A 14,489-nucleotide genomic window follows, 5' to 3' on the forward strand; every position below is an offset into this window, starting at 1 on the left:
CATGGAGCATCGATCTGAATCAGTCCTGCTGAATGCAGCGCCTCTCAATGAGCTCGGACAGCATCTTCACACTGGTCTGCGCATACGTTTCAATCGAAGCGAACTCATGACCGTATGCATTCGGGCTCTTTGAATACCCCGTAATCGCAACGGTAGTTGCGCCGGAAGCTAGTGCTGACTGCAATCCTGGCCGAGAATCTTCAAGGGCAATACATTGTTGAATGTCGGACAGAGGCACGTTTGCCACCTTGCATGCCTGAAGGTACGGCCCTGGATCGGGCTTCTTGGGTATGTTATCGTCACCACAGACGAATCCGGCAAAGACATTGTCCGGAGCCTGACGAACGGCTGCCTCAGCCATGCGCCGAGGTGATGCCGTGACCAGAATCGATGGAATGCCGTGCTTGGCGAGTTCGATAAGCAGTTCGACGGTACCGGGAATCCATGGCATGCGCTCTTCTTCAAGCTGCGCAACTCGCTCGATCAGCATCGTGACGATGACAGGGGCAGCGAGTTGTGTGCCATGGTCAATCATGGCCTGAGCGCACAGGGGAACCGGAAAACCTGAATGCTGCCAGCCGAGCTCTTCGTCCCATTCACCACCATGCTCGTGCGCGATTTCAATTTCAGCCTGATGCCAATAAGGCTCAGAGTCGATAAGGGTGCCATCCATATCCCAGAACACGGCTTTGGGCTTCATCGATCATGCCTTTCATCGTTCGCCAATTGCGCACTTCGGTGTGATACCGCCTGTGGAATATGTCATGTCACCGAGCACATTCCCTCGTGCTACAGAATACACGAATGGGTATCATCACTGCCTTGCCATCACTGTCTGATGAAGCGGCGATGATGCCCATTGAAACTCATCTCAGCGGCCAGAGATTCTGAACGGTGCGCGATTCTTCTTGCTGTACCTGCGTGGTGCAGATCCGCGAGAATCGCTGCCGCGCATTGAACTGTGCTCTGAGCTGTGCTGATGCTCGGAACGGCGGCTACGGGTATGCTCGTTGCGAGATCCTGGGCGAGAAGAAGAGTTGTTCTGACCATGTCTGCGGCCGGAACGCTCACCACGGCCGCCGCGATGGTGGTTGCCTGAACCTTGAACCGGCTCAAGCGGTTCAAGAGTCCAGCCATCGACACGCGCGGCGTGCTGACCAACGAGAGACTCCACGACTGGCGAGTCGCTGGTCACCGAAACGGGCTTGCTGGAAATGTTGGCCATACGAAGCATCCGGCGCACATCTCTGCGCTGCTCAGGCAGCACCAAGGTCACCACATCACCTTCGTGGCCTGCTCGAGCGGTTCTGCCCGAACGGTGCAGGAATGACTTTGCATCTGCCGGTGGATCAACCTGTACCACCAGCTCGACGCCGCTGACATCCACGCCACGAGCCGCGACGTCGGTTGCAACCAGCACGCGAACCGAACCGTTGCTGAATGCATTGAGATTTCGATCACGCTGATTCTGTGAAAGATTGCCATGAAGCTCGGCTGCCGGAATACCACTGTTGGTAAGGTTCTTTGCCAGTTTCTTCGCCTGGAACTTGGTTCTGGTGAAGAGAATGCGCTTGCCCTTGCCGGATGCCAAGGTGCGAACGAGTTCGTGCTTGGTGGCCTGAGTGGTTTCAAAGATGTGATGCGTCATGGTCGAGACATGCGCTGTGGCATCGTCAACCTCGTGCACCTTTGGATTGTGCAGGAATCTATGCACCAGTTCATCGATGCCGTGGTCAAGCGTTGCAGAGAAGAGCATGTGCTGCGCTTCGCTAGGAATTTGCTCAAGCAGACGCTCGACAGCAGGCAAGAAGCCCATATCTGCCATCTCGTCAGCCTCATCAAGGATGGTCACTTCGACGGCATCAAGCGACAGCAGACGCTGTCTGAGCAAGTCTTCGAGACGTCCTGGGCATGCGACAACGATATCCGCACCGGAGCGGAGAGCATCGACCTGGCGCTGCTGACGCACACCACCGTAGACGGTTGTGGTCTGCAGGCGGCACAGTGCTGCCAGAGGTTCAACGACCTCATTAATCTGGTTTGCAAGTTCACGCGTAGGAGCGAGGATCAAACCGCGTGGCTCCGGCAAAGGCATGTGCCTTTGATTCTTGCTGGAACGGCGATTGCCACCGCCACGCCTTGCATTGCGGCCACCGTCTTCGGGCTGACCGCCGCGCTTGCGCATTGCACGCTCATAGCGTTCAAGAGCTTCGTCGTCTTCAACTCCGCCCTGCATGCCGAGTCGAACGATCAGCGGGATTGCAAACGCGAGTGTCTTGCCGGAACCTGTTTCTCCACGGCCAAGAATGTCTCTTCCTGCGAGTGAATCTGGCAGGGTGTCCTGTTGAATTGGGAATGCGGTTGCCTTGCCCTCTGATGCGAGAGCCCTGCAAATCATCTCGGGAACGCCAAGTTCTGAGAATGGAACTGGCTGCTTGTTGGAATTGCTCGAATTGTCGTCTTGTGTTGCGTGTGTTTGTATTCTTGAATGTTGTGAAACCGAAGTAGACACCGGTTACCTTTCGTATGTGGGCATGAACATATATGCAGCAGACATGCCGAAGCCTTGCCGCGTAGTCGCAAGCAAGGCAAAAAATTCGTGAATTGAATCCCGATAATCAGAGCGTTCCAGCGACGAGGGCTTAATGCAGCCCCAAACGGGTATTAACTATACAGCATCGTGTGTATTTCGCTACGAATCGCAACATTGCGCACAGTTTAGGCGCACATTGCCTGTCATTGTTTAGAAATCTTGATCCGAACCCCAAATAACCAAGGAACGCGATGAACCAAGGTTGTCGGTGTCATCAAAAACGACGAGTTCCTCATTGTCACGGTGTATCTCATGTCGCCAGAGACGCGCCCGCTCTGAACGCTGCACTTCTATGACTTCGCCATTGCGCCCTGCAGCGAAGACGCTTGAACCGCTAGGTGCGCTCATGCGTCTGATTTTGCGCCAAAGCTGACGATTTTCCTCTTGCAAGGCAAGAATGCGCGTGACTCCTGCCAGATTAATCGACTCATCCTGACTCAGATGCTGGGCTTGGCACAGCCTGTCGATGTCGCGAAGCGAATATCGTCGAGCACCGCCTTGCGTTCTCTTCGGCACTACCAAGCCCAATCGGTCGTACTGCCGTAAGGTCTGTGGATGAATATGCGCGAGTGTCGCGACCTTGCCTACGGTGAACACGGGCAGGTCGCTGTCGAAGCCTGAATCCTCGACATTGTCGAGATCGAGTCTTCCCTCGACGAGTGAGCGAGCGCAGATGATATACATCTGTCGCATGTCTCGCGTTACCTTCTGCAATTCGCTCACCTCCCAAGTTTCTGTCTCAGTCTCTGGTTCCCCTCACGCGCCACTGCCGAACACCACTCCAGCGGGCGACGAAGCCGCTGACTGAACTTATTGCTTCAACCGTTCTTCGGCGATGTTTTGAGTAAAGCTTTCGCTTGCCTTTTCGAATTCCTTCAGCGCCTTCTTTTGGGCAATGCTCAAGCGACCAGGCATGCGTATTTCAATCTTCGCGAGCAAGTCACCGTTTCCACGCCTTGATTGCACACCCCTGCCCTTGATGCGAACCGCGTCTCCGGCAGAGCTGCCCGATGGGAGTTTGAACGTGACACTCTCACCGTCGAAGTCCAATGCTTCCACCTTCGCTCCAAAAGCCGCTTCGGTCACAGTTACGGGAAGAGGCATGACGATGTCACGCCCCTCAAGGCTGAACTTCGGGTCAGTGCGCACATGCACGCTGAGGTACAAATCGCCGCGCGAACCGCCATTCTTGCCAGCAGCGCCTTTGCCAGCCAAGCGGATGCGCTGACCGTCATGCACGCCAGCCGGAACATGAGTCTTGAACTTCGAGCCTGCGGCGCTCAGCGAAACGGTCGCGCCTTTGACTGCCTGGCGGAAAGTCAGCGTGATATCCGACTTCAGATCCTTGCCCGCTGTAGGCGTAGCAGGGCGTGCCTGATCATATGCCGAACCGGTGAATCCGGCACGACGGTGACCCGGGCCTCCCCCAAACGCAGAGAAGATATCAGAGAAATCGCCCTGCTGTCCGCCTCCGGACGTGGTGAAACGAACGTTTCCACCGTTGCCACCGCCATTGCCGAACATGGTACCGAACATATCCTGGAATGAATCTGCAGAGAATCCTCCCTGTCCGGATCCACCCGAGAATCGAGCGCCGCCCATGCCGAACTGGCGGATTGCATCATACTTTTGACGCTGTTCCTTGTTATTCAACACGTCGTAGGCTTCCGAAATATCCTTGAACCGCTCTTCAGCTTCCGCCGTCTTGTTCAGATCGGGATGGTATTTTCTAGCCAGCTTACGATATGCCTTCGTGATCTCCTCGGCACTTGCGTCCTTGGAGATACCAAGGACACTGTAAAAATCCTTGTTCAGCCATTCATTCTCAGCCATGTAATCTCCTTGTGTGGACTGTTTGACGTGAGCTCAATGCTGTGTGATGATGTTTCGCCGCCGTCACTGCTCCTTCGGGGATGAAACCACAACGCGAGCTGCACGGATCACACGATCACCCATTCGATATCCAGCCTCTACGACGGTATCCACGGTTTCCTTCTCAGCATCGGCATCAGCTTTGTGCAAGATTGCCTCATGTTTGGTCGGATCGAAGTCCTCGCCCTTTTCGCCGAACTTCTCGACGCCAAACTTCTTGAAGGTTGCATCGATCTTGGTCGAAACAGCTTTGAAGGAATCGTCAATCTCGCCGTGTTCCTTGATGCGATCAATGTCGTCGAGTGCTGGGAGCAGAGCCGTCAAGACATCGGTGATGCCATGCTGACGGAACAATGTCTGCTCCTTCAACGCGCGATTGCGATAGTTCACGAACTCTGCACGCTCACGCTGCAACGCTTCGAGATATTCTGCAGCTTCCTTCTTTGCCTTGCCCAATGGCGTCAACTCCCCGTCGTCGGTATCTGCTGTGGCTGATGAATCGGACTGCTTGGAATCGTCACCCTTGTCGGATTTGGCCGATTCGGATTTCTCGTCTCCTGAGCCCATGTCATCGGAGGACTTTGCATTGTCTGAACCGGTTGAAGGCGCGTTGGGATCTACGTTCGTTCCCGCTTCTGGCGATGGTCCTTCGGCAGCATCATCCGCTGCAGCGCTAGGCGCATCGCTGGAAGCTGGCGTCTGGGATCCTTCATCGGCGCCATGCCCCGACTTACCGGCAGATGCCGGGCCGTTCTTCAACGACTCGACATCTTCCATATTGCGCAAGTAATCGTCCTTATCGAAATCGGACATCACTCGCCATCCTTCTTCTTGTCGTCGTCGTCAACGACCTCGGCATCTACAACATCGTCATCGTCGGACGAAGCCCCATTGCTGGAAGCCTGACCAGCGCCAGCACCTGCAGCGCCCGCTGCACCGGCCGCACCGGCCGCCTGCTGCTGCGAGTACAGTGCCTCGCCGATCTTCTGTGCAGAAGTGGTCAGCTCTTCTTGGGCGGACTTGATCTTTTCGATGTCGTCACCCTTGAGGGCTTCCTTCAAGGCATTCACCTTGTCAGTGACTTCCTTGGCGACGTCATCGGAAAGCTTGGCCTTGTTGTCGTTGACGAGCTTCTCAGTCTGGTATGCGAAGGATTCTGCATTGTTACGGGTTTCCGCATCTTCACGACGCTGCTTGTCTTCGCCTTCGTGAGCCTCGGCCTCCTTGACCATGCGGTCAATCTCGTCCTTTGGCAGACCGGAGCCACCGGTGATCGTCATCGACTGTTCCTTGCCTGTGCCCTTGTCCTTTGCGGAAACGTGCACAATGCCGTTGGCATCGATATCGAAGGTGACCTCGACCTGTGGCACGCCACGTGGAGCTGGAGCGATGCCGGTCAACTCGAAGGTTCCGAGCGGCTTGTTGTCGCGAGCGAACTCACGTTCACCCTGATAGACCTGAATCAGCACGCTTGGCTGATTGTCCTCAGCGGTTGAGAAGACTTCCGAACGCTTGGTAGGAATTGCGGTGTTGCGGTCGATCAGCTTGGTCATGATGCCGCCCTTGGTCTCGATGCCAAGGCTCAATGGCGTCACATCGATCAGGAGCACGTCCTTGCGGTCGCCCTTGATAACGCCGGATTGCACGGCTGCGCCAACGGCCACAACCTCATCAGGGTTGACGGACTTGTTGGCTTCCTTGCCGCCGGTAAGCTCCTTGACGAGCTCCTGCACGGCTGGCATACGGGTTGAACCGCCAACGAGCACGACATGGTCGATGTCCTTGACTGAGATGTTTGCATCGGAGAGCACGTTGTTGAACGGTGTGCGGCAGCGACCAAGCAGATCCGAAGTCATCTCTTCGAAGTGCGCGCGTGTCAGCGTCTCGTCCAGGTGCACTGGAGTGCCGTCCTGGGTCATTGCCAGGTACTGCATCGAAATGTTGGTCGAAGTCGAGGAACTGAGTTCCTTCTTGGCCTGTTCTGCGGCTTCCTTCAAGCGCTGCAGTGCAATCTTGTCCTTGGCAAGATCGACTCCATACTTGTTCTTGACTTCACCGACGAGCCAGTCGATGATCTTCTGATCCCAGTCGTCGCCACCAAGACGGTTATCACCGTTGGTTGCCTGAACCTGAATGGTCGAGAAGCCATCGTCATCCTTGCCAATCTCAAGCAGGGACACATCGAAGGTGCCACCACCGAGATCGAAGACCAGAATGCGCTCGTCTTCCTTGCCCTTTTCAAGGCCGTAAGCCAGCGCTGCCGCAGTTGGCTCGTTGATGATACGCAGAACGTTCAATCCTGCGATCTTGCCGGCATCCTTGGTTGCCTGACGCTGAGCATCGTTGAAGTATGCAGGGCAGGTGATAACCGCATCGGTCACCGGGCCGCCCAGATATGCTTCTGCGTCTCTTTTGAGCTTGATAAGGATCTGTGCGGAAATCTCCTGAGGAGTCCACTTCTTGCCGTCAATGTCTACGGTCCAGTCAGTGCCCATATGACGCTTGACCGAGCTGATGGTGCGGTCAACGTTCGTGACTGCCTGACGCTTGGCAACTTCGCCCACGAGAATCTCACCGGACTTGCTGAATGCAACGACCGATGGCGTGGTGCGAGCGCCTTCTGCGTTTACGATTACTGTTGGCTCTCCACCTTCGAGCGTTGCAATGCAGGAATTTGTGGTTCCCAGATCGATGCCTACTGCACGTGCCATGTTATGTATTCCTTCTGTTGTCGTTGTGCATTGCGGTTCTGGCGCAATGCCTGTTCTACGGTTTCCCGCTCATGTTCTCGACCAGCTGTCGAAGCTCACCCCAACAGCCCTTCCAAAACTTGAGCCTACATCACTCAAGTTCTGAACGCAAACTATTATTCCCATCTCGTGGAAAAAATCGCCAGAATTGAAAGAATTTGGCATGAAGGTGCCAAGAAAGAGCTTCCATGGATATCAGCCCACCACATAAGCCGATCCTGATCGAGTGGATAAGCACGAGGCCGATCCGCACAACGCGTGGAAGAAGCATCCGGTTCACGCGTCTTCGCAAGCGCCTTGGTGCGTCATTGATTCCAAACCTGTATCACATTATCGCCCTTATACTGCGAAAGCGTTGAAAAATGGGCAGTGTCCATTCTCAGGAGACGAGCAGCAGATGGATCAAGCCCAAGCCAGCATGTGGTCAGAATGCGCAGAATATGGGCATGGGCAACCAAAACAACCATCTGGCCATCGTTCACCAACGGTTCGATGGCATCGACAACACCCTGTGCGCGCCTGGCCACCTGCTTGAGCGTTTCGCCTTCTCCGTTGCGAACGGTGATTCGCTCACCGCTGGGAAGCGTCGTTTCCCATTCACCCAGCAACTCGCGGGTGATTCCTTCGGTGCCCTGATGCCACAGATTCCATTCCTTACCGTTGGCATTGCGGATATCGGTACGGGTGCGCCCTTCTGCAGGGCCGTAATCCCATTCCATAAGGTCGTCAAGAAGACGGGTCGTATGCAATCCTGCAAACAGGGCGGTTTGGCGCGCACGTTTGAGAGGACTGCTGAATACATATTCGGGAGCGCGGTCAGCGAAAACCGCTCGCAGTCGTTTCCCCGCTGCCACGGACTGTCTCTCGCCTTCCACCGTAAGAGGAATGTCGGTGCGTCCCGTGTGTTGGCCGGAAAGGCTCCATGCAGTCTGACCATGGCGCAAAAGAACGATGAGCCCCGAGTTCGATGCGACTTTGCTACCGATAAATACGGATTCTGCCATGTCTATACTGTACTCTCCAACACTGAATGTGGAATAATGGCCGCATGAAGGATTCAGATGAGGCAAAGCTCAAGGACCTGGCAGATAAGGTCGGCACTCAGTTGGGAACCATCGACAGTAAGGTCAACGATATGCGTAAACAAGTCGAGAATGACCCCGAAACAGTTGGGGATAAGCTCATCAAGATGCTGATACCAGCGGTTGCAGCAATGATCATTGGTCAACTGTTCAAGATGTTTTGGAACAAGACCACCAAGAACTCCGAAGATGGCGTGGATGACGACAGACAGGGCATTCTTATGACCATCCTCTTCTCGGGCCTTTCGGCCGCGATATCCAGCGCAGTTCAGCAATTTTCCGGCATCGGTTCAGCCGCATTCGTGAAGCACCGCCAGCATAAGCGCGGCGGCACGAAGTAAGCGTCAAGCAAGTATCAAGCAACCACCAAGCAATAGCGCCAACGCCGAGCGGATATAGCAAAGTCCTCGCGCCTATGCATGCAGCCCGTGCCCTTTCTCGGCACGGGCTGCTTGCATATGCGCTTGCCGTGAAGCTCAAAATCCCAGCGCAGGGAAGCGTTGCCACAAAACCGGGCCATATCTTGGAAAACAAAGGCGCGCAGCAGGATTCTCTGCAAACGTTGTATATCCGATAACAATATATTTTTATGGATATAATTTGAATAAATCCCATAGATAATGCTATCGTTGTCAGTCTGGATCGCAATCACGATAACAGACGATTCACCATGAACGATGAGGTTCGCACATCCCATTTTCTGCGTCCTTTTCGTATCATGCGACAACGTCGAAACTGCCTACGAGGGGAAAGACCATGACAGACAACAATCTGAGAGATGACTGGTGGAAGCAGGCCGTGGTGTATCAGATATATCCGCGAAGCTTCAAGGATGTCAACGGCGACGGTCTGGGCGACATTGCCGGGGTCACCGAAAACATTCCGTATCTGAAAGATCTCGGTGTCGATGCCATCTGGCTCTCTCCGTTCTATCCATCAGCTCTGGCCGATGGAGGATACGACATCATCGATTACCGAAACGTGGATCCGCGACTCGGCACAATGACGGACTTTGATGCGATGGAAGCTGCCGCTCACAAGGCCGGCATCAAGATTGTTGTAGACATCGTTCCCAATCACACATCCAATGACCATATCTGGTTCAAGCAAGCTCTTGCGGATGGCCGTGGATCCGCTGCCCGCGAGCGCTATATATTCAAGGAAGGCGCTGGCACTCACGGCGAACTGCCTCCGAATAACTGGGAGTCGCTCTTCGGCGGATCAGCCTGGGAACGCGTTGATGACGGCCAATGGTATCTGCACATCTTCGCGAAGGAACAGCCGGACCTGAACTGGAACAATCCAGAGGTACACGAAGAGTTCAAGAAGACTTTGCGCTTCTGGGCCGACCATGGAGCTGACGGTTTTCGCGTCGATGTCGCGCACGGTTTGGCGAAGAAGCTTGACGGGGCATCCATGACGGACCTCTCCCGCTGGACTGTCCACGATTCGCTGAACCACGATGGCACGCATCCGCTCTGGGATCGTGCGCAGGTTCACGACATCTATCGCGAATGGCGACATGTATTCAACGAATACACGCCGCATCGCTTTGCCGTTGGGGAAGCATGGGTTGTTCCCGAGCATCAGTATCTGTACGCTTCACCCGACGAACTCGGTCAGGTCTTCAACTTTGAATTTGCAAAGGCAAACTGGAACCGCTCTGACATGCGCGCAGCCATTGTCGAAGGACTCAAGGCAGCGGAACGGTCTGGGTCCACTCCAACATGGGTTATGAGCAATCACGATGTTCCACGCCACGCATCACGCTACGGTCTGCCGCAGATTGCGAGCAGAGCACATCATCAGCTCGCCAAGGACTGGATTCTGCGCGACGGCAGTAGCTACTACGAGGATCGAAAGCTTGGCACCACACGGGCGAGGGCGGCAATCATGATGGAAACCGCGCTCCCCGGCTCCGTGTATGTGTATCAGGGCGAAGAGCTTGGACTGTTCGAGGTCGCCAACATCGCGTGGGATCGACTGGAAGATCCTACGCCATTCAGGACGCGCAATAACTTTACCGATAAGGGACGTGACGGTTGCCGCGTACCGCTGCCTTGGGATTCCAACGATCTTCCGCATGAAGCCGGATGGGATGAATCATTCGGGACAGGGGCATCATTCGGGTTTTCCCCAAGCAGCAGGCCTGACGGTTCACCCGCCGCTGACCCGCACCTTCCACAACCGCTATGGTTCAAGGATTTCGCCGTGAATCGCGAGGATGGCGATCCTGACTCGATGCTCACCCTCTATCGAAAATGCCTGAAGTTGCGCGCTCAATTGCTCACCCCGACCCAGCTCACCACGATTGATTGGCTTGATTACGGTGACCAGGTGATCGCTTATTCCCGAAAGGCAGCCGAAGGGAGCGGCTTCAATCGCATCGTATCCATAACCAACTTCGGGGCGGAAGCCATCGAAGCTGCAAAGGGAACAATCCTGCTCAGCTCGCACGCACTGACACCGCACGGGATGATTCCACAGGACGTAACCGTTTGGATAGCCGACTAGAGTCGAAAACTTGCAAGTTTTGATACCGTGGCGAGTAAACTCAGTGGCTGGGCCGATCTTCAGACACGAGAGAAGTTCAGCATGGCAATGCAGCGGAGCATCGTTGCCGTGCTGCAGCATTGTTATTCGGCAATGTCGTTATTCGGCAACGCTGTTATTTATGCAGCAACGTCATAATAATGGAGTACAGAGATTTGACGACGTTTCGATTTGAGATAGAGAGTGAGCAATGAGCGCAACCATTCATGATGTCGCCACCAAGGCGGGCGTATCCATCTCAACGGTTTCACGGGCATTCACCCATCCAGAGATGGTTTCGGCGGCAACTCGTAAAACGGTCATACGGATTGCGGATGAACTGAATTTTTCAATTTCACGTTCTGCGGCAGCACTGAAATCAGGGATGTCGCTCCGCATTGCGCTACTGCTCAGCGGTCGCAGCAGTTCATGGTTCAACGCAACGGTGAGCGAAGGCCTCAACGACGTGTTTCATCCAGCGGGATACGATCTTTCAATCTTTCAGATCAACAGTCGTCAGGATCGCAAGGTCTTCTTCGACACTTTGCCGACCCGCAGCAACGCTGATGCAGTTATCGTCAGCTCCTTCGACGTTGATGACAACGAAGTTGCGCGTCTCAGCTCCCTCCGCGTCCCTCTAATCGGCATCAACTCGGCCAGCACGAACGCATTCTCGGCTTCAGTATCGATTGACGACAGCCAAGGGGAAGCTATTGCCGTCAAGCACCTGATTTCACTCGGGCACCGACAGTTGACCTACGTGCAGACGCAAACCGCTAACTCGTTGTTCTTCAGCGTTCAACAGCGCAAGGAAACGTTCATGGAGCTCTGCAAGAAACAGTCACTCCCCCAACCTCACATCATCATGTCTCTTCAGCCGCGCAATCAGATTGCCGATATCGTGTCGCAAATCATTGCAATGGATTCCTTGCCGACTGCAATCGTGTGTCAGGAAGACAGCATTGCAGTCCCACTCATATTTCAATTGAAACGTAGCGGCGTCAGAGTCCCAGAGGACATTTCGATCATCGGATTCGATGACAGCACTTTCGCCGAAGACATAGGGCTCACCACGATGCGGCAGGATCCGCTGAGCATGGCGAAACTGGCTGCTGAGATGACCTTGGAACTGCTGAACGACGAGCACATTGAAAGTGCACAGCGCATCTTCACTCCGCAGCTCATTCTCCGCTCCAGCACAGGCGTTGCAAGGCAGGTATCCTGATGCTGCCCTGGCTGCGAACTGCAATATTCTATGAAATATATCCACAGAGTTTCTCCGACTCGAACGGCGATGGCATTGGTGACATTCCGGGGATTATCAACAAACTGGAATATATTCGGAGTCTGGGCTGCAATGCGTTATGGCTCAATCCCTGTTTCGATTCGCCATTCAAGGATGGTGGATACGATGTGCGCGATTACACCACAGTAGCGCCTCGCTACGGCAGCAATGACGATCTGGAACTGCTGTTTGAACGCGCACATCAGCTGGGCATGCGCGTATTACTTGACTTGGTCCCTGGTCATACGAGCGAGGAACACGCGTGGTTTGTCCAGAGCAAACAGCCCGAAGCCAATGCGTATTCAGACCGTTACATCTGGACCAACGGAATCTTCGACAACGCGGACGGCATGCCCTTCATCAGCGGTGAAAGTCCGCGCGATGCCGCGTATATCCTGAACTTCTTCAAAAGCCAGCCAGCACTGAACTATGGTTTTGGCTCACGCTCATACGCCTGGCAACAATCCCCGGACTCTCCCGCTGCCAATTCGACAAAAGATGCGATGATGAGCGTCATGCGTTTCTGGCTTTCTCGTGGATGCGACGGGTTCCGCGTCGATATGGCAGACTCGCTGGTCAAAAAAGATGATGGCGAGAAAAGCGGCACTATTCGCGTGTGGCAGCAGATGCTCAGACCCATTCGCAAGGAATTCCCCGATGCCGCCTTTGTCGCAGAGTGGGGTCGACCATGGCAGGCCTTCAAGGCGGGCTTTGATATGGACTTCTATCTTGATTGGCGTTGGAATGGCAAGCCGAACGGATACAGCTTCCTTGTACGTAACACCGACGATCCGCTGAGCAGAAACGCTGACATGAGCTTCTTCGCACGCAGCAGCCCAACGACAATCGCCCCATTTCTAGCTGACTATCTCCCGCAATACTACAGGGTGGAGGGTCAAGGTGCCTTTTGCTTCATCACAGGCAATCACGATTCACCAAGGCTGGCACCTCGTCTGGACCCCGACGAAATCGCAGTCGCATATGCCATGTTCCTAACCATGCCAGGAATCCCATTCATCTATTACGGCGATGAAATTGGCATGAGATATCAACATCTGCAAAGTCTGGAAGGCGGATATCACAGAACGGGATCGAGGACTCCAATGCAGTGGAACGCCGGTCGCAACCGTGGCTTCTCGACCGCGGATCCCAGCGCTCTCTATCTGCCCACCGACCCGTCTCCCGATGCTCCAACTGTTGAATCACAGAACAGCGATCCAAAGTCGCTTCTCAACATGGTGAAAAGACTTATCTCGCTTCGTCATGCCAGTAGTTCGCTCAATGCAGATGCGGCGTTCAGCGTGGTTGCAGCTCCCCATGACAGCAAGACATTCGCATATCGTCGTGGAGAGGCCTTAGGGTCTCTCGTCATTGCCCTGAATGCCGGGGACACCGTGCAGGAGCTCAACTACGGCGCACTTTCCTTCGACCACCGCCCTACCCTGGTGGAGGGGCGCAGGGCGACGTTAACCGACGTTTCCGTCACGCTGGAACCGTCAAGCTTTGCCATCCTGTCTCAGTGAACCCATCTGGCGAGAACGAACACGACAAGAATCAACGCGTACGCGGCCAGAAGGTAAATATACAGGCGATTCCTGGAGTTCTCAGCCTCCTGCTCGTTCCTGCGAAAGTGAACGGCAAGCAGCCCAAGCGATGGAATCATGAAACCGACAAGCCCAACAAGGGTTGCCAACAGCATCATCGTGTTCTCATGACGAGCAAGAAAGTGGAAGACGAGGCAATAGAGCAGAAACAGCACTCCACCCTGCATGATTCCAAGTCGTACATCCACGTTGAGCAGCCACATCCAAGCCAAGCCCGCACCAACAATGACCACGCGCACCATCATTGTCTGGGCTGTGCTCAATGTGTGATTCGAGGGGGATGCAATCGCCTCAAGAATAACCAGAACAAGCAACGAGATAGGCAACGCACAAGCGGGATTCTGCGAATCGAAGTCCCACACCTTACCTGAATTTGCCAGATCGTATGGCACTTCGCTTACGACGGCGACCACTGTTGTCAGAATCAAGCCAATCAACTTGGCACGTCGAGCAGCCGCAGGCTGAGCATCTGCCAAACCGTTGACCGAGCGCAGCCATGCCACAAGCATCCATGCGATCATCGGCAGCGCACACCAGGACATGACCTCCAACACCAGAGCAAGCGTCAACGCACCCACCGGCGACTTCTCCAAATTGCCTAACGTTGGCACCATGATCGAAGAACTCAGCAGACCAGAAGCAATAAGAAGCAGTGCAACACTACCCAGCTGCAATGAACCGAATCCTCGAAAACGGCGATTCGTTGCGCCCTTTGCGCTTCGAGAACCATGGTCCATTGCATCTGGATAGCGTTTCATTCCACTCATCAGA

Annotated in this window: 12 protein-coding genes and 1 pseudogene; 4 read left to right on the forward strand and 9 right to left on the reverse strand. The window is 54.6% G+C overall.

Annotated elements, in window-relative coordinates; genetic code table 11:
* Positions 1 to 19: 19 nt before the first annotated feature.
* The 7 genes and pseudogenes from QN215_RS09945 to QN215_RS09975 form a co-directional block, all read right to left on the reverse strand.
* Positions 20 to 700, reverse strand: a complete 681-nt coding sequence (locus tag QN215_RS09945; RefSeq protein WP_369344129.1) for an HAD family hydrolase — start codon at positions 698 to 700, stop codon at positions 20 to 22.
* A gap of 422 nt (positions 701 to 1,122) precedes the next feature.
* Positions 1,123 to 2,398 (reverse strand): annotated as a pseudogene (locus QN215_RS09950) (DEAD/DEAH box helicase); the annotation flags it as partial.
* Between the two features lie 345 nt (positions 2,399 to 2,743).
* The gene (locus tag QN215_RS09955) at positions 2,744 to 3,286 is read right to left on the reverse strand and encodes a heat shock protein transcriptional repressor HspR (RefSeq protein ID WP_369344130.1); all 543 of its coding nucleotides are present in this window, start codon (positions 3,284 to 3,286) and stop codon (positions 2,744 to 2,746) included.
* A 117-nt stretch (positions 3,287 to 3,403) separates the two neighbouring features.
* Positions 3,404 to 4,426, reverse strand: coding sequence for a DnaJ C-terminal domain-containing protein (locus tag QN215_RS09960; RefSeq protein ID WP_369344131.1), 1,023 nt, complete (start codon positions 4,424 to 4,426; stop codon positions 3,404 to 3,406).
* Between the two features lie 63 nt (positions 4,427 to 4,489).
* The gene (gene grpE / locus QN215_RS09965; RefSeq protein ID WP_369344132.1) at positions 4,490 to 5,278 is read right to left on the reverse strand and encodes a nucleotide exchange factor GrpE; all 789 of its coding nucleotides are present in this window, start codon (positions 5,276 to 5,278) and stop codon (positions 4,490 to 4,492) included.
* Positions 5,278 to 7,176, reverse strand: a complete 1,899-nt coding sequence (gene dnaK, locus QN215_RS09970) for a molecular chaperone DnaK (RefSeq protein ID WP_369344133.1) — start codon at positions 7,174 to 7,176, stop codon at positions 5,278 to 5,280. Before dnaK ends, grpE begins: the two co-directional genes overlap by 1 nt.
* Before the next feature lie 344 nt (positions 7,177 to 7,520).
* A complete protein-coding gene (locus tag QN215_RS09975; protein WP_369344134.1) occupies positions 7,521 to 8,219 on the reverse strand; it encodes a histidine phosphatase family protein in 699 nt (232 codons plus the stop codon).
* Positions 8,220 to 8,263: 44 nt separating this feature from the next.
* Here QN215_RS09975 and QN215_RS09980 point away from each other — a divergent pair, with 44 nt between their 5' ends.
* Positions 8,264 to 8,638, forward strand: coding sequence for a DUF4235 domain-containing protein (locus QN215_RS09980; protein WP_369344135.1), 375 nt, complete (start codon positions 8,264 to 8,266; stop codon positions 8,636 to 8,638).
* Positions 8,639 to 8,652: 14 nt separating this feature from the next.
* Here QN215_RS09980 and QN215_RS09985 read toward each other — a convergent pair whose 3' ends face one another.
* The gene (locus QN215_RS09985) at positions 8,653 to 8,994 is read right to left on the reverse strand and encodes a hypothetical protein (protein WP_369344136.1); all 342 of its coding nucleotides are present in this window, start codon (positions 8,992 to 8,994) and stop codon (positions 8,653 to 8,655) included.
* 59 nt (positions 8,995 to 9,053) lie between these two features.
* On the opposite strand from QN215_RS09985, the gene QN215_RS09990 reads away from it, so the two are divergent.
* The 3 genes from QN215_RS09990 (at position 9,054) to QN215_RS10000 (ending at position 13,637) form a co-directional block, all read left to right on the forward strand.
* Positions 9,054 to 10,811 carry a glycoside hydrolase family 13 protein gene (locus tag QN215_RS09990; protein WP_369344137.1) on the forward strand — a complete coding sequence of 586 codons (1,758 nt, stop codon included), beginning with the start codon at positions 9,054 to 9,056 and terminating at the stop codon, positions 10,809 to 10,811.
* 229 nt (positions 10,812 to 11,040) lie between these two features.
* The gene (locus tag QN215_RS09995; protein ID WP_369344138.1) at positions 11,041 to 12,054 is read left to right on the forward strand and encodes a LacI family DNA-binding transcriptional regulator; all 1,014 of its coding nucleotides are present in this window, start codon (positions 11,041 to 11,043) and stop codon (positions 12,052 to 12,054) included.
* Complete coding sequence (locus QN215_RS10000) at positions 12,054 to 13,637, forward strand: alpha-amylase family glycosyl hydrolase (protein WP_369344139.1); 1,584 nt, start codon at positions 12,054 to 12,056, stop codon at positions 13,635 to 13,637. Before QN215_RS09995 ends, QN215_RS10000 begins: the two co-directional genes overlap by 1 nt.
* On the opposite strand, the gene QN215_RS10005 is transcribed toward QN215_RS10000, so the two are convergent.
* Positions 13,631 to 14,485 carry a hypothetical protein gene (locus tag QN215_RS10005; protein WP_369344140.1) on the reverse strand — a complete coding sequence of 285 codons (855 nt, stop codon included), beginning with the start codon at positions 14,483 to 14,485 and terminating at the stop codon, positions 13,631 to 13,633. The genes QN215_RS10000 and QN215_RS10005 overlap by 7 nt on opposite strands.
* Between the last annotated feature and the right edge of the window lie 4 nt (positions 14,486 to 14,489).

The organism is Bifidobacterium sp. WK041_4_12 (assembly GCF_041080795.1).
GTDB lineage: Bacteria > Actinomycetota > Actinomycetes > Actinomycetales > Bifidobacteriaceae > Bombiscardovia > Bombiscardovia aquikefiricola.